This is a genomic window from Martelella sp. HB161492 (genome assembly GCF_013184775.1).
Taxonomy (GTDB): domain Bacteria; phylum Pseudomonadota; class Alphaproteobacteria; order Rhizobiales; family Rhizobiaceae; genus Martelella.
Map to the genome: position 1 here is coordinate 282850 of NZ_JAATVV010000002.1, position 24463 is coordinate 307312.

The 24463-nt window shown below is 59.0% G+C and carries 27 protein-coding genes and 1 tRNA gene; 16 read left to right on the forward strand and 12 right to left on the reverse strand.

The features are described from left to right. Positions 1-53: 53 nt before the first annotated feature. The 3 genes from sthA to HCK86_RS04200 all read left to right on the forward strand — a co-directional run bounded on the left by sthA (position 54) and on the right by HCK86_RS04200 (position 3183). On the forward strand, positions 54-1463 hold the full coding sequence (sthA, locus tag HCK86_RS04190) for a Si-specific NAD(P)(+) transhydrogenase (RefSeq protein ID WP_176083218.1): 1410 nt from the start codon (positions 54-56) through the stop codon (positions 1461-1463). A 611-nt stretch (positions 1464-2074) separates the two neighbouring features. Then, the gene (locus HCK86_RS04195) at positions 2075-2974 is read left to right on the forward strand and encodes a hypothetical protein (RefSeq protein WP_176083219.1); all 900 of its coding nucleotides are present in this window, start codon (positions 2075-2077) and stop codon (positions 2972-2974) included. Then, the gene (locus HCK86_RS04200; RefSeq protein WP_176083220.1) at positions 2971-3183 is read left to right on the forward strand and encodes a hypothetical protein; all 213 of its coding nucleotides are present in this window, start codon (positions 2971-2973) and stop codon (positions 3181-3183) included. Before HCK86_RS04195 ends, HCK86_RS04200 begins: the two co-directional genes overlap by 4 nt. A 3-nt stretch (positions 3184-3186) precedes the next feature. Here the strand turns inward: HCK86_RS04200 and tig are convergent, their stop codons facing one another. Beyond that, the gene (tig, locus tag HCK86_RS04205) at positions 3187-4719 is read right to left on the reverse strand and encodes a trigger factor (protein WP_176083221.1); all 1533 of its coding nucleotides are present in this window, start codon (positions 4717-4719) and stop codon (positions 3187-3189) included. A 197-nt stretch (positions 4720-4916) separates the two neighbouring features. Continuing rightward, positions 4917-4992: transfer RNA gene (locus HCK86_RS04210), tRNA-Thr, on the reverse strand. A gap of 166 nt (positions 4993-5158) precedes the next feature. On the opposite strand from HCK86_RS04210, the gene HCK86_RS04215 reads away from it, so the two are divergent. Next, on the forward strand, positions 5159-5932 hold the full coding sequence (locus HCK86_RS04215; RefSeq protein WP_176083222.1) for an NAD kinase: 774 nt from the start codon (positions 5159-5161) through the stop codon (positions 5930-5932). 146 nt (positions 5933-6078) lie between these two features. On the opposite strand, the gene HCK86_RS04220 is transcribed toward HCK86_RS04215, so the two are convergent. Both HCK86_RS04220 and HCK86_RS04225 read right to left on the reverse strand, forming a co-directional pair. Further along, a complete protein-coding gene (locus tag HCK86_RS04220; RefSeq protein WP_176083223.1) occupies positions 6079-6453 on the reverse strand; it encodes a hypothetical protein in 375 nt (124 codons plus the stop codon). A 100-nt stretch (positions 6454-6553) separates the two neighbouring features. Next, entirely contained in the window at positions 6554-7156 is a 603-nt protein-coding gene (locus HCK86_RS04225; protein WP_176083224.1) for an NUDIX hydrolase, read from the reverse strand. Positions 7157-7361: 205 nt separating this feature from the next. On the opposite strand from HCK86_RS04225, the gene HCK86_RS04230 reads away from it, so the two are divergent. Continuing rightward, positions 7362-8228: a 23S rRNA (adenine(2030)-N(6))-methyltransferase RlmJ gene (locus HCK86_RS04230; RefSeq protein WP_176083225.1), complete on the forward strand. Its 867-nt coding sequence runs from the start codon at positions 7362-7364 to the stop codon at positions 8226-8228. A gap of 4 nt (positions 8229-8232) precedes the next feature. Continuing rightward, positions 8233-8832 carry a glutathione S-transferase gene (locus HCK86_RS04235; RefSeq protein WP_176083495.1) on the forward strand — a complete coding sequence of 200 codons (600 nt, stop codon included), beginning with the start codon at positions 8233-8235 and terminating at the stop codon, positions 8830-8832. 126 nt (positions 8833-8958) lie between these two features. Here HCK86_RS04235 and HCK86_RS04240 read toward each other — a convergent pair whose 3' ends face one another. Further along, positions 8959-9606: an outer membrane protein gene (locus HCK86_RS04240; protein ID WP_176083226.1), complete on the reverse strand. Its 648-nt coding sequence runs from the start codon at positions 9604-9606 to the stop codon at positions 8959-8961. 361 nt (positions 9607-9967) lie between these two features. Here HCK86_RS04240 and HCK86_RS04245 point away from each other — a divergent pair, with 361 nt between their 5' ends. From HCK86_RS04245 to HCK86_RS04270, 6 genes are all read left to right on the forward strand, one after another. After that, a complete protein-coding gene (locus tag HCK86_RS04245; RefSeq protein ID WP_176083227.1) occupies positions 9968-10735 on the forward strand; it encodes an SDR family oxidoreductase in 768 nt (255 codons plus the stop codon). Next, positions 10732-12759: an excinuclease ABC subunit UvrC gene (gene uvrC, locus HCK86_RS04250; RefSeq protein WP_176083228.1), complete on the forward strand. Its 2028-nt coding sequence runs from the start codon at positions 10732-10734 to the stop codon at positions 12757-12759. The genes HCK86_RS04245 and uvrC overlap by 4 nt, the downstream gene beginning before the upstream one ends. A 182-nt stretch (positions 12760-12941) precedes the next feature. Beyond that, positions 12942-13538 (forward strand): CDP-diacylglycerol--glycerol-3-phosphate 3-phosphatidyltransferase, encoded by a 597-nt coding sequence (gene pgsA / locus HCK86_RS04255; protein WP_176083229.1) that lies wholly within the window; start codon positions 12942-12944, stop codon positions 13536-13538. Further along, positions 13535-13789: a molybdopterin converting factor subunit 1 gene (gene moaD, locus HCK86_RS04260; protein WP_176083230.1), complete on the forward strand. Its 255-nt coding sequence runs from the start codon at positions 13535-13537 to the stop codon at positions 13787-13789. The genes pgsA and moaD overlap by 4 nt, the downstream gene beginning before the upstream one ends. Before the next feature lie 4 nt (positions 13790-13793). Then, positions 13794-14255, forward strand: coding sequence for a molybdenum cofactor biosynthesis protein MoaE (locus HCK86_RS04265; RefSeq protein ID WP_176083231.1), 462 nt, complete (start codon positions 13794-13796; stop codon positions 14253-14255). A gap of 117 nt (positions 14256-14372) precedes the next feature. Next, the gene (locus HCK86_RS04270) at positions 14373-15080 is read left to right on the forward strand and encodes a DJ-1/PfpI family protein (protein ID WP_176083232.1); all 708 of its coding nucleotides are present in this window, start codon (positions 14373-14375) and stop codon (positions 15078-15080) included. Positions 15081-15181: 101 nt separating this feature from the next. Here HCK86_RS04270 and ndk read toward each other — a convergent pair whose 3' ends face one another. Next, positions 15182-15604, reverse strand: a complete 423-nt coding sequence (gene ndk / locus HCK86_RS04275) for a nucleoside-diphosphate kinase (protein ID WP_141149460.1) — start codon at positions 15602-15604, stop codon at positions 15182-15184. Between the two features lie 113 nt (positions 15605-15717). Then, complete coding sequence (locus tag HCK86_RS04280; protein WP_176083233.1) at positions 15718-16383, reverse strand: glutathione S-transferase family protein; 666 nt, start codon at positions 16381-16383, stop codon at positions 15718-15720. 175 nt (positions 16384-16558) lie between these two features. Between HCK86_RS04280 and HCK86_RS04285 the strand changes: the two genes are divergently transcribed. The 3 genes from HCK86_RS04285 to HCK86_RS04295 all read left to right on the forward strand — a co-directional run bounded on the left by HCK86_RS04285 (position 16559) and on the right by HCK86_RS04295 (position 18161). After that, positions 16559-17125, forward strand: a complete 567-nt coding sequence (locus tag HCK86_RS04285; protein WP_176083234.1) for a DJ-1/PfpI family protein — start codon at positions 16559-16561, stop codon at positions 17123-17125. Positions 17126-17202: 77 nt separating this feature from the next. Beyond that, positions 17203-17562, forward strand: coding sequence for a ribbon-helix-helix domain-containing protein (locus HCK86_RS04290; RefSeq protein WP_176083235.1), 360 nt, complete (start codon positions 17203-17205; stop codon positions 17560-17562). A gap of 86 nt (positions 17563-17648) precedes the next feature. After that, positions 17649-18161, forward strand: coding sequence for a DinB family protein (locus tag HCK86_RS04295; RefSeq protein ID WP_176083496.1), 513 nt, complete (start codon positions 17649-17651; stop codon positions 18159-18161). An 18-nt stretch (positions 18162-18179) separates the two neighbouring features. On the opposite strand, the gene HCK86_RS04300 is transcribed toward HCK86_RS04295, so the two are convergent. The 4 genes from HCK86_RS04300 to HCK86_RS04315 form a co-directional block, all read right to left on the reverse strand. After that, a complete protein-coding gene (locus tag HCK86_RS04300; RefSeq protein WP_176083236.1) occupies positions 18180-18413 on the reverse strand; it encodes a thioredoxin family protein in 234 nt (77 codons plus the stop codon). Between the two features lie 12 nt (positions 18414-18425). Continuing rightward, positions 18426-19460, reverse strand: coding sequence for a permease (locus HCK86_RS04305; RefSeq protein WP_246739468.1), 1035 nt, complete (start codon positions 19458-19460; stop codon positions 18426-18428). Positions 19461-19477: 17 nt separating this feature from the next. Then, positions 19478-19774 (reverse strand): metalloregulator ArsR/SmtB family transcription factor, encoded by a 297-nt coding sequence (locus HCK86_RS04310; RefSeq protein WP_176083238.1) that lies wholly within the window; start codon positions 19772-19774, stop codon positions 19478-19480. 96 nt (positions 19775-19870) lie between these two features. Beyond that, positions 19871-20932, reverse strand: coding sequence for an MBL fold metallo-hydrolase (locus HCK86_RS04315; RefSeq protein WP_176083239.1), 1062 nt, complete (start codon positions 20930-20932; stop codon positions 19871-19873). A gap of 189 nt (positions 20933-21121) precedes the next feature. Here HCK86_RS04315 and HCK86_RS04320 point away from each other — a divergent pair, with 189 nt between their 5' ends. Then, positions 21122-23005 (forward strand): ABC-F family ATP-binding cassette domain-containing protein, encoded by a 1884-nt coding sequence (locus HCK86_RS04320; RefSeq protein WP_176083240.1) that lies wholly within the window; start codon positions 21122-21124, stop codon positions 23003-23005. A gap of 66 nt (positions 23006-23071) precedes the next feature. Here HCK86_RS04320 and HCK86_RS04325 read toward each other — a convergent pair whose 3' ends face one another. Then, positions 23072-24343, reverse strand: coding sequence for a tetratricopeptide repeat protein (locus HCK86_RS04325; RefSeq protein ID WP_176083241.1), 1272 nt, complete (start codon positions 24341-24343; stop codon positions 23072-23074). Between the last annotated feature and the right edge of the window lie 120 nt (positions 24344-24463).

The following is a 24463-nucleotide window of genomic DNA, read 5'->3' on the forward strand; positions in this document are numbered from 1 at the left end:
CAAAACCGGGGCAAACCTATTCCATTCCTTTTCAAATTCATCGGGGTAGTTTTATGGATTCTTACGATCTGGTCGTGATTGGCAGCGGACCTGCTGGCCGTCGCGGCGCCATCCAGGCTTCCAAGCTTGGCAAGAAGACGCTTGTCATCGACAAGGGTACGCAGATCGGCGGGGTTTCGGTACATACCGGAACAATCCCGTCGAAGACGATGCGCGAAACGGTGCTGAACCTGACCGGCTGGCGTGAACGCGGCTTTTATGGCCGTTCCTATCGCGTCAAGCACAACATTACCGCCGACGATCTGCGCGCACGCCTGCTCAAGACACTCGATTACGAAATCGACGTGCTTGAATGGCAGTTCGAGCGCAATCGCGTTGATCAGGTTCGCGGCTTTGCCCATTTCATCGATGCCAACACCATCGAGATTGAAAAGGATACCGGCGAGATCCAGCGTGTCCACGCCAAGTCGGTGCTGGTTGCCGTCGGTACCCGCCCCTACCGTCCGCCGCATATTCCCTTTGACGGCCAGAAAGTGCTCGACAGCGACGAGCTGCTCAACATCCAGCAGATTCCGCGTTCGATGGTGGTCGTCGGTGCGGGCGTTATCGGCATCGAATATGCCACCATCTTCTCCGCGCTCGACACGCTGGTGACGGTGGTCGAGCCGCGCGACACCATGCTTGATTTCATCGACAGCGAGATCCGCTTCAATTTCACAGCGCAGTTGCGTGACCGCAATATCAAGCTGCTGTTCGGTCAGGGGGCCGAAGGGGTCGAGATCGACCCCTCGGGCAAATGCCGCGTGACGCTGCAGGGCGGACGGACGCTGCTGGCCGAATCCGTGCTGTTCGCCGCCGGCCGCCAGGGCGCCACCGACACGCTAAACCTTTCGGCGGTCGGCCTTGAGGCAGACCATCGCGGCCGCCTCAAGGTTGATCCGATTACCTTCCAGACAGCGGTTCCCAACATCTATGCCGCCGGAGATGTGATCGGCTTCCCAGCCCTTGCCTCGACCTCGATGGAACAGGGCCGCATCGCCGCCCGCCATGCCGTTGGCGCACCGGCGGAAGAACCGCCGCAATATTTCCCCTATGGCATTTATGCGGTTCCGGAAATGTCGACCTGCGGCATGACCGAAGAAGAAGTGCAGCAGCGCGGCATCCCTTATGAATGCGGCGTCGCCTTTTTCCGCGAGACCTCGCGCGGGCACATTATGGGCCTTCAGAACGGCCTGCTGAAGATGATCTTCTCGCTGAAGACCCATCGTCTGCTCGGCATTCACATCGTCGGCGAAGGCGCTACCGAGCTGATTCACATCGGCCAGGCCGTGCTGAACCTGAAGGGCACCGTCGAATATTTCGTTGAAAATACCTTCAACTACCCGACACTCGCCGAAGCATACAAGATCGCCGGCCTCGATGCCTGGAACCGCATGGTTCAGCTGAAGGGCGAAGACGGCTGACAGGCCTCAGGGGTCGACAATAGCTGCGCACCAAGCGCCATGAGACATGACAGGGGCAGAGCTCACCTGCCTGCGCCTGTTCCAGTGCCCGCAATCGCTTCATCGATCTTGCGAAACGGCCTTTTCTAGACCCACTCATCCGCACCACCAACGCGTCATCTCTACCGGCCGGAGAGATCTTGTGCGTCCAGTCGGAAGCACGGCACTCCGTGCCCTGCCGCTCCGCCGACAGCGGCTTCACTCGCACCACCGAACCGGGGAACGAGGGCAAGCCCGATAGCCTTGCCCCGGCCCGTGGCCTGCGCGAAACGCTGAAGCCGCTTCCACCATGTTTCCGCACAACTGCCCCCCGGAAGGGCGTGGCAACCCGCACCAGCGTCTTTAACGCCTGTGCCCTTTCTCGACATCAGCCTGACAGCCAAAAGTGAAGTCGTTCCTGAGGACGCAGCCCAACTGCGCCCTCTCCGAGGTCCGCGCTGCGACCTGCAGAAAGGTATAGATCAGCCATTCATCTGCATATTTACACAAGTAAAAATGGGTCAATATTAACTTTAATCTTAAATCGAGTCGTCTATATTTTACTCACTATAAAATCTGAAGGTAAAAAAGTTATGCTCACCAATATCCCTTCGCAAAGCGGATCTACCCCGCTCGCATCAATACCGAATAGCAATCAATGGCCACACTCTACCTGGAGCGAAGTCGCAGTCGAAGATTCCGTCAACAGGGCCAAGCAAGCCGCTTCGACTGCGCAACAAGGTCAATCCCTGAGCGCCCTGTACAGCAAAACCGCCAATGAGATGGGAACAGCCGGCCCCGATGCTTCCCGCAAGCCTGGAGGAACCGCCAGCAATCTGGGCAGAAAACGGCTAGGGCTCGAGAGTTCAGGGAGCGAGCGTGAGCTGAAAATCCGGAAACTCATGCTCGAGAGAGCCAACAAAGCGCAACAACGTTCTGAAAATCTTCGCCAGAATTCCGTGCGTTTATCCCACGAAGAAAAGATAGAAAAACTCACAGCAAAGCTGATAGAGGCCGGCTGGCAATCGCGCACACTCGGCACCGTGGCCGAGAATCTGCTCGAAGCGAGCCAGACTGGTTCCACGTCAACCTTCGAAACGCATGCCGGACGCAACATAGCGCGCTTCATACCGAAAGATTTCAATTTTCTTGTCCCGGAGAAAACGCCCTTCCCCCACAAGGACGAGATCAAGGATCTACCGCCTAATGCCGTGCTGTGTGCGAAGACATCGGGCTGGCACTACACCTATGAACCCGCGCTGAAGAAACTGGTCGATAGCATGTCAAAAAATGCTGCCAAATCATACCTCATTCAGCCGAAAAACAGAATCCCGAATTACGATAGATTCAACGCACCCCATTTCCGGGTTTGGTCAGCAGGATCGAACGGCAACGCCGGCAAGATCCTGCACGTCTATTTCAAAGACGGAGAATATATTGCCAGACCCGTCAACGCATCCATGGAAGATATCTTTTCGCCGAAGGGAGAATGACGGTCAAAGCCGATTTGGTGTTTCAAACGCGGGAAAACTGCCTTGATGACAATCTTGAGATCGACCTGTCGATCGGCTTCAACCGCCCCAGACAAACAGAGTTTCCCCTTGTGAAGCGCCGATCGCTGCAAATACAAATGACACGGCTTACAGGAGCCAGAGACGCGAAAAGCCGCCCGAAGGCGGCTTTTCCAGACCCGTTTGTATGAGCCTTATTCTTCAGAAGCGGCTTCGTCAGCCTTCTTCTTCTTGGCCGGCGCCTTCTTCTTGGCGGCCGGCTTCTTTTCTGCAGCTTCGGCAGCGGGTGCTTCTTCAGCTTCAGCTTCCGCCTTCGGAGCAGCCTTCTTCTTGGCCGGTGCCTTCTTCTTCGCAGCAGGCTTTTCTTCGGTCTTGGCGTCGGAAGCCTCGTCCTCGTCGTCGGCCATCAGCTCTTCCTTGGAGACGACGACATCGGTGACTTCGATGGATTCGAGGAGGTGGTCGACGACCTTTTCTTCGAAGATCGGCGCGCGCAGCGAAGCGGCAGCACCGGGCGTTTCACGGAAGAACTTCAGAATTTCCTGTTCCTGACCGGGATACTGACGCATCTGGTCATAAAGGGCACGCTGCAGCTCTTCGTCCTTCACTTCGACGCCAGCCTTCTCACCGATTTCGGAAAGAACCAGGCCGAGACGAACGCGACGTTCGGCAAGCTTGCGGTATTCCGCACGGGCTTCCTCTTCGGTCGTGTCTTCGTCTTCGAAGGTCTTGCCGGACTGTTCGAGATCGGTATTGACCTGACGCCAGATGTTCTCGAATTCAGCCTCAACCAGCGAAGCCGGAGCTTCGAAGGAATACTGGCCGTCCAGCAGGTCGAGAAGCTGACGCTTGACCTTCTGGCGGGTGAACTGGGTGTACTGGCCCTGGATCTGCTCACGAACGATTTCGCGCAGACGTTCAGCACTTTCCAGGCCAAGCTTTTCAGCAAGCTCGTCATTGATTTCAAGTTCGCCAGCGCTTGCGACGTCCTTGACGGTCACGTCGAAAGTGGCTTCCTTGCCGGCCAGGTGTGCTGCCGGATATTCTTCCGGGAACGTAACCTTGACCTGCTTTTCGTCGCCAGCCTTGGCGCCAACGAGCTGTTCTTCAAAGCCCGGAATGAAGCGGTTCGAGCCGAGAACCAGCTGGCTGTCGCTGTCAGTGCCGCCTTCAAAGGCTTCACCGTCGATCTTGCCGACATAGTCCATGGTGACACGGTCGCCGTCTTCGGCAGCACCGTCCTTGGTCTCATAGGAACGGGCGCTCTCGGCAACAGCCTTGACCTGCTCTTCGACTTCCTCTTCGGAAATCTCGACCACCTGACGGGTGACCTTGAAGCCTTCGGTCGACTGAACTTCAAAGCTCGGCAGAACTTCGTAAGCGACAGTGAATTCGAAATCGGCCTCGCCAGCGAGAACCTTTTCGGCTTCAGCTTCATCTTCGGTCATGTCAATCTTCGGCTGACCGGCAGCGCGTTCGCCGCGCTCACTGATGACTTCCTGCGGCTTCTGGTTCAACAGCTCGTTGACGAGCTCTGCCATGATCGACTTGCCATACAGCTTCTTCAGATGCGCGACCGGCACTTTACCCGGACGAAAGCCATTGATGCGAACCTTGTCCTTAGCCTCGGCCAGACGCTCGTTCATCCGCGCCTTCAGATCATCAGCCGGAACGACGACCTTGATTTCGCGCTTCAGCCCTTCAGCGAGCGTTTCGGTTACCTGCATATTCATACCTTCAATTCATCTCGGCCGTTCTTCACAGGCCGTTGGGTTTAATGCGTACAAGCGTCGGCGCCAGCCGGGCGTGACTTCATGCAATTGTCTCGGCATTTTGGCAAGCAGCTGCGCTTGGTCAAAATGGCGCACGGGCGGATCACTTCGAAGCGCGGCAAACGCGTAAAAAGAGCGCCCAGTCGCGGCTTTGGTGCCCCCGGCAGGATTCGAACCCGCGACCCTCTGATTACAAATCAGATGCTCTACCAACTGAGCTACAAGGGCATTGGCCAAGCCCACTAGCAGATTTGCCGCTGCTGTAAAACGAAAAAATTAATCCTTTCGCCTGTATTTTCGTATGAAACGGCAATATCCCTTCGCTATATGACCGAAGGATGGCATTGAAGACACCTGTTCAGGCCTTGCCGATACGCGACGCGAAGAGAGATACATGCCCGATCACAGCCCCGCGCTCTGTTTCCTCGCCTCCCATGCCGAAGACGCCCAGAAGGCGCTGAGCGAGCTTGAAGCCCTTTATGGCAACGTGCCGGTCCAGCAGGCAGACTATATTGTCGCTCTGGGCGGTGATGGTTTCATGCTGCAGGTGCTGCACGATACCATGAATTCCGGCAAGCTGGTCTATGGCATGAATCGCGGTTCGGTCGGCTTTCTGATGAATGACTATGCCACCGACAATCTGCTCGAGCGCCTGTCGGTTGCCGACATCAACACGCTCTGCCCGCTGCGGATGACAACCACCAATGCCGATGGCACGACCTCCATCGCGCTGGCCATCAATGAAGTCTCCATGATCCGCCAGTCGTATCAGGCCGCCAAGCTGAAGGTCGAGATCGACGGCAAGGAGCGGCTCGGGGAACTGGCCTGCGACGGCATCCTGGTCGCAACGCCGGCCGGATCGACCGCCTATAACCTGTCCGTCCACGGCCCGATCATTCCGCTGGAGGCGCCGCTTCTGGCGATCACGCCGATCAGTGCCTTCAGGCCGCGGCGCTGGCGCGGCGCGCTCCTGCCCGACAATTCGGTCGTCGATATTCACGTTCTGGAACCGCAGAAGCGGCCGGTCAATGCCGTCGCGGATCACACGGAAGTCAAAAGCGTGCTGCATGTCCGCATCGAACAGGATACCCATGCACGTGCCAAGGTCCTGTCGGATCCGAACAGATCCTGGTCCGAACGTATCCTGGCCGAGCAATTTTCCGACTGAGATGGACCGGCCGCTGGCGCTTGGCCGTGCTGCACGGCTGGTTTGGAACGCGCTATAGATTACGTCTCGTAATGGTTCCGATGCCCCGCTAACGGGGCATCCTGTCTGCGCATCGCCGTTGCGCCCTGCGCTGCAGGCACATGGCCTTACTTTGACGTTTTATCGCCTAGTTTCAAAGCAGCAAGCTTCGCCGCCTCGCGTTCCGCTTCCCGCTTTGCTTCCTCGGCAGCCTTTCGGGCAGCCTCCTTCTGCTGGTCCGCCTGAAGAATGGCGCTCGGTTCAGGGTACGCCTGTTTCAGAGCCGCCACAGCCCGCTCTTGCCGATCCATGTCATGCGATTTCCGGGCCTCCCAATACGACTTCCATTGCTCCGGTTTCTCGCGCATCATCTTGTGAAACTCCTCGTTCCTTTTTTTGGTCTCCTCAGCCGAGAATCTTGAGCGTGGCGGCTTGGGCGGCGCGTCAGGCCCCGAAGACGAGGACGTGCCTGACGTACCGGCGCGATCATTGTTGGCTTTCATGTCATCTCCAACTCAAATTGCCCCATAGGCGGAGGTGAAAGATGAACCATGTCTTTTTGATAGAAAATTAACTAAATCCTATTGCCGAGTTCGATCCGGATCACCCCTCGAAGAAGCTTCGGTTGAGCTGCGCCCATTGCAGCAGGATGACGGTCTTCGCATCGGTGATCTCACCCGATTCGATCATGGCAATGGCCTCGTCGAAGCCGAATGTGACGATCTCAAGATCCTCATTTTCATCATCCAGCCCGCCGCCTTCGGCCACGCGCATGCTGGAATCAACGATTGCAACATAGCAGTGGATATGTTCGGTCATCACGCCGGGCGCGGTTATGGTGGTGACAACATGGCGAAGATCGTCAACACGATAGCCCGTCTCTTCCATCACCTCGCGCCGGGCGGCCTCGACCGGCACTTCACCCTTGTCGATGAGACCGGCAGCGACCTCAAGCAGAAAACCGGCACCCTCAGTACTCAGATAGACTGGAATCCGGAACTGGCGGACAAAGACGAATTTCCCAAGATCGCGGTCGAACACCAGAACGGCGGCGGCTTCAGGCCGTATGCAGACCTCCCAGGTCAGCTCATAGGTCCCGCCATCGGCCTTCAGATAGGAGAACCGGTAGGCATTGAGCGTCGTCCAGCCGCTATAAATCTGCGTCGTCTCTAGAATGGTGACGCGATCTGATGTCTTTTCGCTCATGTCCTGTCCTGTTTCTGACGCCAATTTGGCGCCCGGTTCCCGTGCTGCGCTGCGAAACTGCAGTCCATCTGCTCATATCAATGCCGCGGCGCTCTGTCACGGCCCGCCGCGGCTCCACTTGTGTTTCATCAGACACACACCTATGAACGAAGCGGAGGCGCGACGGGCCGTTTCGGCGTCGCGCGATGCGAGAAGCGAGCCATCCATGAATTATCGCCACATCTACCACGCCGGAAACTTCGCCGATGTCTTCAAGCACGCCATTTTTGCGCGGTTGATCAGCTATTTTCAGCGCAAGGAGGCCGCATTCCGCATTCTCGACACCCATGCCGGCATCGGGCTTTATGATCTGACCTCCGAGGAAGCACAGAAGACGGGCGAATGGCATGACGGCATTGCCCGCCTGCTTGAAGCGGAGCTTACGCCGGTCACTGCCGATCTGCTCGCCCCCTTCCTGCAAAGCGTCAGAACGCTGAACCCCGAGGGCGGCATCAACCGCTATCCAGGTTCGCCCATGCTTGCCCGCCATCTGATGCGGCCACAGGACCGGCTTTCGGCCATCGAACTTCACCCGGAAGATGCCGGGCACCTTCAGGCGCTGTTCTCCGGCGACCATCAGGTCCGGGTGACCGAGCTTGACGGCTGGCTGTCGCTCGGCAGCCATCTGCCGCCAAAGGAACGGCGTGGTCTGATTCTGGTCGATCCGCCCTTCGAACGCGACGGCGAGTTCGACCGGATGGTTGTCGGCCTTGCCCGGGCCTGGCGCCGCTTTGCCACCGGCACCTACTGCTTCTGGTATCCGCTGAAAAAGGGCGCGCCGGTCAAGGAATTTCATGGTGCGCTCGAAGCGCTGAAAATCCCGAAAATCCTCTGCGCCGAAATGTCGGTCAAAAGCGACCGCAACACGACCGGCCTGACCGGAACCGGCATGATCATCGTCAACCCGCCATTCACACTGAAACAGGAACTGCATGCGATGCTGCCGGAAATGAAGGACATTCTGGCCCAGGACCGCTTCGCCGGCCAGCGCTGCTTCTGGATCAGGGGTGAACACACCACTGAGGAAGACTGAAATGATGAAACTCTATTGTGCGCCCGCCTCGCCATATTCGGCCAAGGTTCGCATGGCCGCCCGATATCTTGCACTGCCGATCGAGGAAGTGCATGTCGCCACGCCTGAGAACCCGCCTGAACTGCTGGCAGTCAATCCGCTTGGTAAAATCCCGACACTGACGAATGAAGAAGGTGAGGCCTTTTTCGACAGTCGCGTCATCATGCGTTACATGGACTGTCTCAGCGACGACGCTCACATCTATCCGCACGCACCGGACAAACGCGCCCGGGTGGACCGGATGGAAGCCCTTTGCGACGGCATTACCGATGCGGCGCTGCTTGTGGTCTATGAAACCCGTTTCCGCACGCCGGAAACCTGGCATGGCCCCTGGGTCGAGCGTCAGTGGGAAAAGGTTCGGCGCGGCCTCGATGTGCTCGAAGCAGATCCGCCGAAAATCGGCAACAAGCTCAATGCCGGCCACTTCGCCCTCGCGAGCCTGCTTGCCTATCTGATGCTCCGCTTTCCCGGCCAGTGGGAAGAGGCCCATGTCAGGCTGACGGAATGGCCCGCCGCCTTTCAGGAACGCTTTCCCGCCTTTGCCGACACCCGGCCGAAGGTTTAGGGCGTTTTCAGCAAAACCGGATCCGGGTTTCCATCCGGAAACACGGAAAAGCTCTGAAACAGCAGAAAGCCCGCCGGTTTCCCGGCGGGCTTTTGCGTCGCTGTCGCGACAATGATCTGCATCAGATCAGAAGTGGAAGGCGAGACCGGCCTTGACGGTGTTTTCCTCGAAGCCCTGCTTGTAGTTGCCAGAGGCGAGGTTGTACTTCTGATCACCGTAGTCGGTGTAACGGTATTCGAGACGGGCCGACAGGTTGTCGGTGATCATGGCTTCAGCACCGGCACCGACGGTGTAACCGAAGGCACCCTGGTTTTCGCTGGAGGCATAATCGACAGCCTTGGTGTCCGTGGCTGCGACACCAGCCGTGCCGTAGAGCAGGATCGGGTCAAACGAATAGCCGACGCGGCCGCGCAGCGATCCATTCCAGCCCTGCTCGAAATGAGCATTGCCAACGCTCTGCTCCTGACTGGAGTTGGAGAGGTCGCCTTCAACACCGTAGACGACCGAACCGTCCTGAAGGTTGTAGCCGCCGAACAGCGTTCCGCCGTAACCGGAAGCGTTGAAATCACCGCTCTTGAACGTGCCCCAGTCATAGTTGAGGGCGCCACCGACATATGCACCGCTCCAGTTATTCGCCTTGGGGGCGCTGTAGGTCATCGTCGGGGTCGGCTCGTAGGACTGGGTGTTGACGACTGCGTCTGCAGCCGATGCTGCGCCGGCGCCCATTGCGGTGGTGGCGGCAGCGGCGAGAAGAGTCTTTGTCCAGATCCGCATCTTAAATCTCCTTGATCAATTCAGACCGGCCGGGTGACCACTATACTGCGATCCATCAACCCGCCAACCGGCTCTGCTTGTATAAATCAAATAGGATTGCGCCATGAAAATAGCAACATTGCGAATTTTTTGTGGTGAATTATAGTTAACACAATATTTAAGACATACCCATACCTTTCTAGATTATAGTTAATACTAAGTAAAAGTGATCAATACATCTCGGAAAACATCACAATAACGTGAAACTATCGCGAAACAACATTCTGAAACGGAGCAAAATCGCAGAAGTGTAAGCCTTCCCCCTGAAGCAGATTCACCTATATGAAGGGTCTGCAATGCGTTAACGATGTGGAGAAAGACAATGGCAGCCGCTTTGAACCGCACCGTTCTGGTTACCGGATCAGCCCGCCGACTGGGGCGGGCGATCGCGACCGATCTGGCAAATTCAGGCTACAATGTGGCTGTGCATGCGAACCGCTCGCAGGACGATGCCGCAACCCTTGTTGAGGCAATCGTGCAGAGCGGCGGGCGAGCCGCATTCTTTCAGGCGGACCTGAGCGATGCCGCACAGACCGACCGGCTTGTCGATGCCGTCGCTGAAAAGCTCGGGCCGGTACGGCTTCTCGTCAACAATGCCTCGATCTTCATGGATGACAGCGCTCAGGCTTTCGACGCTTCCCGTTTCGACGCGCATTTCGCCATCCACCTCAAGGCTCCCCTGATTCTTGCCGCCGCAATGCAGCGCCAGCTTCCGGATGATCAGGACGGCCTGATCGTCAACATGATCGACCAGCGGGTCTTCGCGCTCAATCCGCGCTTCTTCAGCTACACGCTTTCCAAAGCCGCCTTGTGGACAGCGACCCAGACCATGGCGCAGGCTTTCGCGCCGCGCATTCGAGTCAATGCCATCGGCCCCGGCCCCAGCATGAAGAGCGAACGGCAGGAGCAAGAGGATTTTGACCGGCAGATCGACGGCCTCATCCTGAAGCGCGGCCCTGGCCTTGATGAATTCGGACGGACCATTCGCTTTCTTTTTGACACGCCATCCATTACCGGCCAGATGATCGCGCTTGATGGCGGCCAGCATCTTGCGTGGGAGACGCCTGATGTGACAGGAATACCGGAATGACGCGCAAATCACCGTCCGATGGCGGCATCCTTTATGAAGACGACGACGATGACATCGCCACGGCAGAGGCACCGCCTGCCGGGGCAGCGGCTGCAATTTCCTGGAATGATGGCAAAATCATCGAGCATGGGCTGAAGGGTGCCGAACTCATCGGCGAATTCGTCAAACATCTGCCGAACAGCCCCGGCGTCTACCGGATGATGAACGCCAATGGCGACGTGCTCTATGTGGGCAAGGCCCGCTCACTGAAGAAGCGCGTCACCAATTATGCGCAGGGACGCGGGCACTCCAACCGCATCACCCGGATGATCACCCAGACCGCGCATATGGAATTTGTCACGACGCGGACAGAGACGGAAGCGCTCCTTCTAGAAGCAAATCTTATCAAGAGGTTGAGGCCTCGTTTTAATGTCCTGCTTCGCGATGACAAATCCTTCCCCTATATTCTGATCACGGGCGACCACAGGGCTCCGGCGCTCTACAAGCATCGCGGCGCGCGGGCACGAAAAGGCGATTATTTCGGCCCCTTCGCCTCGGCCAGCGCAGTCGGGCGCACCATCAATGCAATGCAGCGCGCCTTTCTGATCCGCTCCTGCACCGACAGTATTTTCGAAAGCCGCACCCGGCCCTGCCTGCTGTTTCAGATCAAGCGATGCGCCGGCCCGTGCACCAATGAAATCTCGCCGGACGAATACGACCTGCTGATTGACGAGGCCCGCGCCTTCCTGTCCGGCAAGAGCCAGAGCGTTCAGGGACAGCTTGCCACCGCCATGAATGCGGCGGCAGAGGATCTCGATTTCGAACGTGCGGCCGTCTATCGCGACCGCCTCGCGGCCCTCTCCCATGTGCTCGGCCATCAGGGCGTCAATCCGAGCGGGATCGAAGAGGCGGATGTGTTTGCGATCCACCACGAAGGCGGTCTGTGCTGCATTCAGGTCTTCTTTTTCCGCACCGGCCAGAACTGGGGCAACCGCTCCTATTTCCCGAAAGCCGACCCGACTCTCAGTGGCGCGGAAATCCTCAACGCCTTCCTCGCCCAGTTCTATGACGATAAGCCGGTTCCGCGGCAGATCCTGCTCTCCGAGGAGATCGAGGAAATGGAACTGCTGGAGGAGGCGCTGTCGGAACGCGCTGGCCGCCGGATCCAGATCAGCGTGCCGAAACGCGGTGAAAAGCGCGATGTCGTTGCTCAGGTCGAGGCCAATGCCCGCGAGGCGCATGGACGAAAGCTCGCCGAAACGGCGACCCAGACCCGGCTGCTCTCCGGTTTTGCCGAGACCTTTGGCCTCGACGAGGTGCCACGCCGGATCGAGGTCTATGACAACTCCCACATCATGGGCACCAATGCCGTGGGCGGCATGGTGGTCGCTGGACCGGACGGCTTCGTCAAAGGTCAGTACCGCAAGTTCAACATCCGCTCGACCGATATCACTCCGGGCGATGACTTCGGCATGATGCGCGAAGTCATGACCCGCCGCTTCGCCCGGCTGATCAAGGAACATGGCATACCCGACCGCTCCGCGCCGCCTGTCGCCGACAGCGAGGACGATGCCGCCTTCCCGGCCTGGCCGGATGTGATCCTCATTGATGGCGGCCAGGGCCAGATGACGGCCGTGCGCGCCATCCTCGACGAGCTTGGCATTCGCGGCGCCGTCACCGCCATCGGCATCGCCAAGGGCGCTGACCGCGAGGCCGGCCGCGAGCGCTTCTTCATGGATGGTCGCGCCGACTTCTCGCTGCCGCCGCGTGATCCGGTGCTCTATTTCATCCAGCGTCTGCGCGACGAGGCCCACCGCTTTGCCATCGGCTCGCACCGGGCCAGACGCAAGAAGGCACTGGTCAAGAACCCGCTCGATGAGATCGCCGGAATCGGCCCGTCCAGAAAGCGGGCGCTCTTGCAGCATTTCGGCACGGCCAAGGCGGTCTCGCGCGCGGGCATAAGCGATCTGACGGCCGTTGACGGCATTTCCGAAGCCATGGCGAAGCTGATCTATAATCATTTCAACGATAGTGGCGGTGAGTGAGCGAAATGTGGCTTTGCCGCCTCAGAGACAAAGTTTAACAAAATCATGATTGACCGGCGTGGCCGACGCTCCCAATTCTGGTAAACTCGGCAGTAACGTTCGAATTGATTGCAAAACCGGCCTCTCCCAGCCGGCGCACAAGGCGCCCCCACGCGTAAGGGGCGAAATGATGGAATGAAGTCATGGCCTCTAAAGCGCTGAATATCCCGAATCTCCTGACTTATGGCCGCATTCTCGCGGTTCCGCTGATTGTGCTGTGCTTTTTCGTCCAGGGCGAGCTGTCGAGCTCGGACCCGGCGCGCTGGACGGCGCTGGCCATCTTCATCCTCGCCTCGGTGACGGATTTCTTTGACGGCTATCTGGCGCGCGCCTGGAATCAGCAATCCAATATCGGCCGCATGCTCGATCCGATCGCCGACAAGCTGCTTGTGTCCACCTGCCTGCTGCTGCTGGCCGCAGATGTCGAGCGCGTCATCGCCGGCTGGACCCTTTGGGCGGCAATCATCATCCTCTGCCGCGAAGTGCTGGTTTCCGGTCTGCGCGAATATCTCGCGACGCTCTCGGTTTCCGTTCCGGTCACCCGGATCGCCAAATGGAAAACGACCTTTCAGATGATCGCCATCGGCATGCTGCTGGCGGGGCCGGCCGGCGACAAGATCTTCCCCTATACCACCAATCTTGGCATCGCCCTTCTGTGGATCGCGGCAGTGCTGACCATCTATACCGGCTACGACTATTTCCGTGCCGGACTGAAACATGTGGTGGATGCAGAAAAATGACCAAGCTCGTCTATTTTGCCTGGGTGCGGGAACGCATCGGCCAGCCCGAGGAAGACATCGCCCTGCCCGCATCGATATCGACGGTGGCAGACCTGCTCGGCTTCCTCAAGCAGCGCGGCGACAACTACGCCCATGCGCTCGAACAGGAACGCTTCATCCGCGTCGCGCTCGACAAGATGCATGCTGAACACGACATGCCGATCGCCGGTGCATCGGAGATCGCCCTCTTCCCGCCGATGACGGGCGGCTGACGCCATGACGGCAAAACCGACAATCCGCGTTCAGGCCGAAGATTTCGACATCACCGCCGAAATGCGTGCACTGAGTGAAGGACGGAAGGATATCGGAGCAACGGTTACCTTTACCGGCCTTTGCAGGGATGAATCCGGCACGCTCGCCGCACTCGAACTGGAACACTATCCGGGCATGGCAGAGGCGGAGATGACCCGCATTGCCAGTGAAGCCATGGACCGCTTCTCGCTTCTCGGGCTGACGGCAATCCATCGCTTCGGCAGGATCGCGCCCGGCGAGAACATTGTTGTGGTCATTGCCGCAGCACCGCACCGTCAGGCCGCCTTTGACGGCGCCTCCTTCGTGATGGATTTCCTCAAGACCGCCGCGCCGTTCTGGAAAAAGGAACATCTGACTGACGGAAGCAGCGGTGGCTGGGTCGAGGCGAAAGACAGCGACGACAGTGCAGCCAGACGCTGGGACTAAAATTCTTTTTCACGCCGCCCTTGTCCCGTCATATGTCGGCGCTATGCTCTTGTCTTATGGAGCGGTTCAAATCGATTGAGTCTGAACGCGCGCTGATGCGGTTTTTCGAGGGAAGCCATGGCAGAGAACAATTCTCAGCTTACCATCGGGTTCATCATGTATCCGGGGCTCACTCAGCTCGACCTGTTCGGTCCGGCTGACGTGCTCAGCAGGATGCAGGGAACCGAAATCAAATATCTCTGGCGCAATACCGATCCGGTGATCGTCGATCGCGGCCTCAGGATCATTCCAAATACCACCTATAATCAGTGTCGCTCGCTCGACATGATCTGCGTGCCCGGTGGGCCAGGACAGATCGCGATGATGGATGATGAGGAAACGCTTGCCTTTCTCCGGCGCATCGCACCGGGCTGCAAGCTCGTCACCTCGGTATGCACCGGCTCGCTGATCCTTGGCGCCGCCGGCCTTCTGCGCGGCTACAATGCCACCTGCCACTGGACATGCCTCGACCAGCTCTCAATCTTCGGTGCCAAGGCGGTGGCAGAGCGGGTCGTGACGGACCGCAACCGCATCACCGGTGCGGGCGTCACCTCCGGCATCGACTTCGCGCTCAAGGTCGTCGAATCGCTCACCGACAAGCGTACGGCGCAGCAGATCCAGCTGCAGATGGAATATGACCCGCAGCCGCCCTATAACTGCGGATCGCCGCGCACCGCACCGGAAGAGATCGTCGACAGCGTCCGCGCGCGCCTGCACATGTTCCTGTCCACGAGACGCACGGCAAGCGAACGTGCTGCCGAGCGACTGAAGGAACTGAAGGACTGACGGCACCGCAAGGCCGCGTTTTTCCGACATTGAAAAAGCCGCCCGGATCACTCCGGGCGGCTTTTTTCATTGCTTCACAAAAGTCCGTCAGACTATTGAAATCAGCCAACAATCTCGGTTTCGGAGAACCAGAAGCCGATTTCGCGCTTGGCGGTTTCGACGGCGTCGGAGCCGTGAACGGAGTTTTCGCCCATGGACAGCGCGAAGGTCTTGCGGATCGTGCCCTCGTCAGCCTTTTCCGGGTTGGTGGCGCCCATGATTTCGCGGTTCTTGAGAACGGCGTTTTCACCTTCGAGAACCTGGACAACGGTCGGGCCCGAGCTCATGAACTCAACCAGTTCGCCGAAGAAGGGGCGTTCCTTGTGCTCGGCATAGAAAGCTTCCGCTTCGCGACGCGACATCCAGACGCGCTTGGAAGCGACAACGGCCAAGCCGTTTTCTTCCAGCATCTTGATAATGGCGCCGGTCAGGTTGCGCTTGGTGGCATCAGGCTTGATCATCGAAAAGGTGCGTTCAATCGCCATGTCATTCGTCCTCTGACAGAGTGTTCTTCAAGAAATTGAGCCGGTGTTTACCCGGCAAAGCCCCTGAAAACAAGGTGGCACGGATATTTTCACCGAAGCGTCACGATGTCGCTTCAAAGATCGGCCGCGCCGAGGCAGCGCTCATACCAGGCGGTGACCGGATCATTCGGGTCCATGACCTTGATCCTGGCGGTCATGGCCAGCCAATGCAGCGCACCGAAGACGATATAGTCGGCAAACAGCGGGGTCGCGCCGCCGATAAAGGGCTGGCTCTTCAGCATCTGGCGCAGCGGCTGCAGCTTGCCGCCGAACTGTTCGGCCTCGGCTTCGCGGCCCGTCGCCACCTCCTCCAGCGTCATGCCGAGCCTTTTCTCGCGGCTTTCGCGGAAATAGGCCTGATCGACCGGGCCGAGCATGTCGTGAATGTCCTTGACCGCAATCTTGGTGACAGCCGGATGCAGCGTTGTCAGCGACCAGCCCTCGACAAAGCGGGCCATGGCCATACCGCCTTCCCCCTTGAACAGCGACGGTGCGTCCGGATAGGCCTGTTCGAGATAGAGCGCGATGGCGAAACTGTCGGAAATCCGCTTGTCGCCGTCGAGCAGGATCGGCACCGTCTTCGAAAAGCCGTTCTCCAGCTTCGGGATCTCGGTGAAGGGCGTCGGCCTTTCTTCGAAATCAAGCCCCTTGTGCCTGAGCGCCAGAACCACTTTCCAGCAATGGGGCGAAAAAGGCGCAGCACTGTCAGCGCCGCAAAGCGTGTAGAGAACCCGTGTCATTGATGAACTCCTCTGTTGGGCAGGCAGGTTTGACCAGACGCGCGCAAATTGCAAGACGGACAACGGCCAGCGATGCGCGCCGGTTCCGTAGCGCGAACGGTAGTATGCCGATGCTACCCGCGCGGAATTGTCTTTTGCTAGTTTCAATCCGGCACCATGAACACGGGAGGAGACTATGGCAGCCAGGAAGATCCTGATGATTACCGGTGATTTCACCGAGGACTACGAAACCATGGTTCCGTTCCAGACGCTTCTGGCCGTCGGCCACGATGTCGATGCGGTCTGCCCGGACAAGAAGGCCGGTGACACGGTTGCGACCGCCATTCACGATTTTGAAGGCGACCAGACCTATTCGGAAAAACCCGGCCACCGCTTCGCACTGACGGCGGACTTCGAGGCCATCAACGCCGCCGATTACGATGCGCTGGTCATTCCGGGCGGCCGCGCGCCGGAATATCTGCGCCTCAACGGCGCCGTGATCGCCATGGTGCGCCACTTCTTCGAAGCGGACAAGCCGGTGGCAGCAATCTGCCATGGCGCCCAGATCCTGGCAGCAGCCGGCGTGCTGTCCGGCCGCACCTGCTCGGCCTACCCGGCCTGCGCGCCGGAGGTAAAGCTCGCCGGCGGCAGCTATGCCGATATCGCTGTCACCGATGCCGTGACTGACGGCAATCTGGTGACCGCCCCGGCATGGCCCGCCCATCCGGCCTGGCTCAGCCAGTTCATGGCACTGCTTGCCTGATCATCCGGATCAGGGGGCGCGCTTTCGTCGCGGCCCCTGACCGTTTATAGTGACCCCGGGAGAACCGGGAGGAAACCATGTGCAGATTGTTTATCGGGGCCGATCCGGCCCTTTGGGAAAGCGTCAGCCGCTCCGTCAGGATTGACGGGGTGGTGACAAGCGTGCGGCTGGAACGTTTCTTCTGGGATAAGCTCGGCGCGATTGCCGAACGTGACGGGCTCAGCGTCACCCAGCTGATCAGCCGGCTCTATCGCGAATCGATCGATGCCGGGCATGATCTCGGCAACTTCACCTCATTCCTCAGGGTCTGTTGCGGGCGCTTTCTGGCACTTCAGGCCGACGGTGACATTCCGCCCGAACGGGCCATTTCCGGGCTCGATGCCCGCGCCATCCTGGAACGGGAACGCCGCCGGGCCGCTGCTGCCCTGCATGCATAAGCCAGGACGATGGCGGCTATAAAATAGTTTCACAAACGACCATAGCGATTTCGACTATGATCGGGGCAACCATGATGGAGAGCCCGATGCTGCCGCATTTTCGCATGTTCGCTGCCTATAACAACTGGGCCAACAGCCTGGTCTATTCGAGCGCGTCCCACCTCGCTTATGATGATTATACCCGCGACCTCGGCGCCTTCTTTCACTCGGTGCATGGCACGCTCAATCATCTGCTGTACACCGATCGGATCTGGATGAAACGCTTTGCCGGCGAATATACCGGCTCCGTCAAGCTGAACAGCATCATCAGCGATGATTTCGAAGATCTGCGGCTTGCCCGCGAGGCAGAGGATCAGGCCATCATCGCCTATATCGACAGCCTCTCGGAAGACCAGCTTGCCGGGCGTTTCAGCTATCTGCGCGGCAATCCTCCGGAACAGCATAATGACAGTCTTTCAAAGGCTTTGGCGCATCTCTTCAACCATCAGACACACCATCGCGGCCAGATCCACATGATGCTGACAACGCTTGGCCGGCCGTCACTGGAAATGGATCTGATCTATTTCCTGCGCTCCGCTGCGGGCCGGCCATTCGCATGAACCGGCCGTTGCCGCCGGTCAGGCGAACCAGCCTTCGACCTTGGCTTCCTCCGGCAGGCCGCCGGCATGGACCAGCTTGCCGTCAATCGAAACACCCGGCGTCGACATGACGCCGGCCATGGCGATCGCCTTCGGGTCCGAGACCTTTTCGAGGCTGATCTGTGTGCCATGACGGGCAGCGGCATCGGCGATCAGCTTGGCGGTTGCCTCGCAGCGCTTGCATCCCGGACCGTAGACCTTGACCGTTTTCATGGGTCTTCTCCTTCAAAACATCAGGTTGAACATAAATCCGACCATCAGGATGCCGCAGCCGACCACCGCGATGAAAACGGCGATCAGGCGCAGCGTCAGCACCTGACGCAGGATGATCATTTCCGGCAGGCTGAGCGCGATCACCGACATCATGAAGGCGAGCACCGTTCCAAGCGCCGCCCCCTTGCCGATCAGCGCCTCGACAATCGGGATCACACCGGCGGCATTGGAATACATCGGTATGCCGATCAGCACGGCCGCCGGCACGCTCCACCAGGCGTCAGCCCCCATGATCGTCGCCATCAGCGTCTCCGGCACATAGCCATGGATCAACGCGCCGAGACCGATGCCGAGCAGGATATAGAGCCAGATCTTGCCGACGATTTCCCGGACCCCGACAAGGGCGGCACGGTAGCGTTCGCGCATTGTCGGACGCTCCTCATCCAGCGCCCCGGCCCCGGCATTCATGCTGATCTCGCGCACCCAGTCCTGCAGCCAGCCCTCAAGATGCAGCCGCCCGATCACCAGACCGGCAAAAATCGCAATAGCCAGCCCGAAGCCGAGATAGGCCAGCGCCACCGGCCAGCCGACGAGGCCGAAAAGCAGGATCAGCGCCACCTCATTGACCATCGGCGCGGCGATCAGAAACGAGAAGGTGACCCCAAGCGGAACGCCAGCCGAGACAAAACCGATGAAGAGCGGCACTGCCGAGCAGGAACAGAACGGCGTCAGCACGCCGAGACAGGCGGCAAGCACATTGCCAATGCCGAGCGCCCGCCCGGCCAGAAGCGCGCGCGTGCGCTCGGGGCTGAAGAAACTGCGCACCACCCCCATGGCGAAAACCACGAGCACCAGCAGCATGAAGACTTTCGGCACGTCGTAGAAGAAGAAGGCCAGCGCCTCCCCGGTATGACTCGCAGGATCGACCGGCAACAGACCGACGAGAAAATCCGAAAACGGCTGCAGCACCCGGTAGACATTCCACCACGCCACCAGAGCCAGGATCAGGACGACGTGCCAGAGCCATTCTGGCCCACGATGCGCCATATGCGGTGTCGACAGGCTCATGCGACCCTCCTCTGATCCCGCGCCACGCAGGCGATGGCCGCCTTGAGGACATCGTCAAGCATGGGGTCCAGATCCGGATTGAGGCGGTATCGCACCCATTGCGCATCGCGGCGGTCAACCACAAGGCCTGCAGATTTGAGTACGCCCATATGCCGCGACATGCGCGACTGGGTGGCCTGGCAGTGGCGCATCAGTTCGCAGACACAATGCTCCCTGCCATCGCCAAGCACATCCATTGCCGAAAGCCGTGTCGGTTCGGCAAGAGCCGCAAGAACATCAAGAACCGTCGCCATATCCGCTGTCCCAGATCATTATTCCCGCTCATGCGCATATACGCATTTACGTATGTATTCCTTGATCTGGAGCAAATGCGACGGACATATGCCGGGTCAGTCCGGCTTTTCTGCCGATGCATCCGGCTTGGCGAAGAGGTCATATTCCATCAGGTCCTGGCCCGCGATCACCGGGCCGGCAAAGCGGCTGGCGACACCGGCGGTGAAGTCATCGCTCACCGTCGTTTCCGGCCCGCCGGCAAAATGCGACAGGATCACCAGACCGACGCCTGCATCATGCGCCATCTGTCCCACCTCTTCCGGTGCGAGATGCTCATGCTCCATGTGAGCGCGATAGGCCTCGGCATGTGCGCCGCCCGCAACCAAGTTGCTCGGCACGGTCAGAATCTGGCCGCTGGCATCGACAAAGGGAAGCCGCACCTCGCTCACCAGCACGTCAGCCCCCTTTGCCAGCGCGGTGACGGCATCGCTCTTGCCGGTATCCCCGGTGAAGACGATTGCGCCATACGGCGTATCAACCCGGTAGGAAAAGGAAATGTCGCGTCCGGCCGGACCTTCGGATTGATGGCGGAAATGGGTATTTTCAGCCGCCCTCACGCTGATATTGGCGTCGCGATAGACCAGCCCGTCATGATCGATATCATGGGCGGCAAACATGCCCGTATCGGGTTTCAGCATCGGAATGCCGGCCCTGAAAATCCGCTCCGACGTCGAAAGCATCTGCAGGCTGTCTTCCAGCAGCAATTGCGTTGCCGGCGGACCATAAAGCACAAGCGGTGGTGGATCGGCCTGATTGGCCTTGGCGAACCAGTCCGTCATGATCAGTGACGGAATGCCTGCGGTGTGATCCAGATGCTGGTGGGTGATGAAGATCGCCGAAAGATCGGTCACCTCAAATCCTGCCTTGGCGAGCTGCCGATCGGTCCCGATCCCGGCATCGAACAGGTAGGAGGTGCCGTTGACGATCAGCAGTGTGGCGATACCCGCGCGCCCGGCACTGGCCAGCGGTCCACCGCCGGTGCCCAGCAGGATGATCCGCGCATCATGTGCCGGCGCGACCGCGGGTTCTGCCTCCGCCGCTCTGCTCGGGCTGGCGACCGACAACATCGCCACCACAAGAAGACCGGCAGCAGACGACTTGGAAAGACTGTTTTTCATTGCGATTCCCCCTTTCATTTCAATGACAAGAACAGAGAATGCGCATCGGAATAAGACTGACTGACGGCGTGATGGCGGCTGTCCCGCGACGATTTGAAGCCCCTGCGCCACATCGCTGGAATTACACGCGGTGCAAACAACGCGGCAGGTATCTTGCCAAGCCAGACGATTTCGGACAAAACCGCCTCCATGATCACGATTTCCGACCTTTCCGTCCGTATCGCCGGGCGCCTGCTGATTGAAAACGCTTCCGTGTCCATTCCCGATGGCATGAAGGCCGGCATTGTCGGGCGCAATGGTGCGGGGAAATCCACGCTCTTCAAGGTGATTACCGGCGATCTCGCGCCCGAGAGCGGCTTTGTCTCGCTGCCGAAACGTGCCCGTGTCGGTCAGGTCGCCCAGGAAGCGCCGGGGACGCAGGAGCCGCTGATCGAAATCGTGCTGAAGGCGGACAAGGAGCGGACGGCGCTTCTGGCCGAAGCCGAAACGGCAACGGATCCGCACCGGATTGCCGAAATCCAGACGCGGCTGACCGATATCGGCGCCCATTCAGCCGAAGCGCGCGCCGCCAGCATTCTCTCCGGCCTCGGTTTCGACGCGGCGGCACAGCTCCGCCCGGCGGCGGCCTTTTCCGGTGGCTGGCGCATGCGCGTTGCCCTTGCAGCCATTCTGTTTTCCGAACCGGACCTGCTGCTGCTCGACGAGCCGACCAACTACCTTGACCTCGAAGGCACGCTCTGGCTTGAGGACTATATCCGCCACTACCCCTATAGTGTGCTGATCATCAGCCATGACCGTGATCTCCTGAACACCGCCGCCAACGCCATCATCCATCTCGATCAGAAGAAGCTGACCTTTTATCGTGGCTCCTATGACCAGTTTGAGCGGCAGAAGGCAGAAGCAGACGAATTGCAGATGAAGGCGCGCGCCAAGAACGAGGCGGCGCGCAAGCATCTGGAAAGCTTCATCACCCGCTTCAAGGCCAAAGCGACGAAAGCCAGACAGGCGCAGAGCCGCGTCAAGGCACTGGAGCGCATGGGCACGATTGCAGCCGTGATTGAGGATCACGTTCAGGGCTTTTCCTTCCCGGAACCGGAAAGGCAGCCCGCCTCGCCGATCATCGCCATCGAGAACGGTATTGTCGGCTATGAGCCCGACCGCCCGATCCTGTCGAAGCTCGATCTCAGGATCGACAATGACGACCGGATTGCGCTGCTTGGCGCCAACGGCAACGGCAAATCGACCTTCGCCAAGTTCATCTCCGGCAGACTTGCCCCACAGGACGGCGTGCTGAAAGTCGCGCCGAACCTGAAGATCGGCTTTTTTGCCCAGCACCAGATCGATGACCTCGTGCCGGAGCAATCCGCCGTCGACCACGTGCGCAAGCTGATGCCGGAGACCCCGGAGGCCAAGGTGCGCGCCCGCGTGGCCCAGATGGGGCTTGCGACCGAGAAGATGGATACCAAGGCCAGGGATCTTTCCGGCGGCGAGAAGGCACGGCTGCTGATGGGGCTCGCCGCCTTTGATGCACCCAACCTGATGATCCTTGACGAGCCGACCAACCATCTCGACATCGACAGCCGCAACGCGTTGATCACGGCGCTCAACGATTTTCCCGGCGCCGTCATCCTGATCTCGCATGACCGGCATCTGATCGAGGCAACCGTCGACCGGCTGTGGCTGGTGCATGAGGGCACCGTGAAGAGCTATGACGGGGACCTTGAGGACTACCGGACACTGATCGTCTCCGGCGGCAAGGCCAAGGCCAGAAAATCGGAGCAAGGCGCCGAAACCAGCTCCAAATCGGACCAGCGGCGCGAAGCTGCCGGAAAGCGGGCAGCGCTTGCGCCGCTGAAGAAGAAGATTGACGAAGCGGAGAAGAAAACCGGCAAGATTGAAAAGATCATCGCCAAGCTGGACAGCGATCTTGCCGACCCTCAGCTCTACGCCAAATCGCCGGAAAAGGCTGCCGTCATGGCGCAGGCACGCGCCAACGCCGCCGCCGAGCTCACCCGGATCGAAGAGGAATGGCTGATGCTTTCAGCCGAATATGAAGAAGCCATGCAGGACTAGAACAAAATTACCCAATATATTGTTTTTACGATGTTTCATCGGAAAGCAACCACCACTTCGAACAGGTCATTGCGGCAGTTCATAATGCAGAGGCTGAATGCGCATGTCGCGTTCAATGCGCTCCAGATAAGGCGAAGGAAGATAATCCCGAACCTCACCTTTGCGCACAATTGTGGAATAGGAAAAAACCGTTCGCCACTCATCAGACCGGTCCGCTTTTTCCTGAAGCGCCCAGTGCGCGCGAGCGCCATCGGGTAGCCGGACTTTTATCGCAAATCCGCCATGGCTGATATTGGCGCCGATATGAACCCCCATCCATTTTTCCGCATCAATCGGCCGTGAATTGCCGAAACCGAACCATGAATCATGCATGAACAGGCTCTTTTTCGCATAGGGCCAGACATATTCGCGCAGAAAATGCTGGTCGGAAAAGTGATGAGCATCGGGATGGGATCGCCTGAAGCGTGACACCAGCCCCTCCATGGCCGGCAGTGCTCCGCCGACGACGCCCCAGAGCCCCGCATGCAGCAGCTCAGTCTGGGTGTACCAGTCGCGGATATGATGAAATCGCTTTCCGCTCTCAACCCATTCGCCGACGACGCGTGCTTCGCGCTCGGTAATCAGCGAATCGACATCGCGGAAAATCACGCGATGGACATCCGGCAGATCGCAGGCGGCAAAGCGCCACATCGGCCCGGCCCAGCGGGCGAGTGCAGCATCCACATGAACAATGTCAGACCCCATTTGCTGCAAACGCTGAACATAATGCTTCGGCACGGAATGATCGACGTAGAAACGGCAGCTCCAGCCGGGATAGATGCTGTCCACCGCATCCGCATTCATCAGCGCCACTTCGCAATAGCGCGGCGCATCTCCGAAGAGCGAAAAGGAGATGATGTTGTGATGCCGGGTTTCAGGTGATGGCGGTGGCGGCAGCGCCTTCTGTTCCGGATCGAAATCCACCGCCCTGGAGAAGTGCAGGTCACGCAGTTCCAGCGCCTTGCGGCCATAGCGGGCAACATTTTCCGACTGTCCGAGTTCGCCACAGGCATGAGACAGGATATCGTAGACCATGAAATCATCCGAAGCCAGGGCAACGGCGCGCTCGGCGCACGCCACCGCATTCAGCCACTGGCCTAGCTTGAGATAGCAATAGCCGATGGTATGCCAGACGGCCGGCTTGTCCGGCGCGAGATGTACGGCAGCAAGGGCACAGGCAAGGGCAGACTGGAAATCACCGGTCCTTTCTGCCTGCTTATAGTCTGCCCAGAGACGCTCGAGTCTCTTCGCCACACTTTCCTCAACGCCACGTCCCGGCTGTCCTGTTGCCATGATCATCCAGGTTTACCTCCATCATCGGCACAGGGCGATGATGGCGGCAAGAAGACATGACTTCAATCTTACACGCAAGCAATTGTGATAAATAGATACATTCAATCAATGCATTACATGTAGATC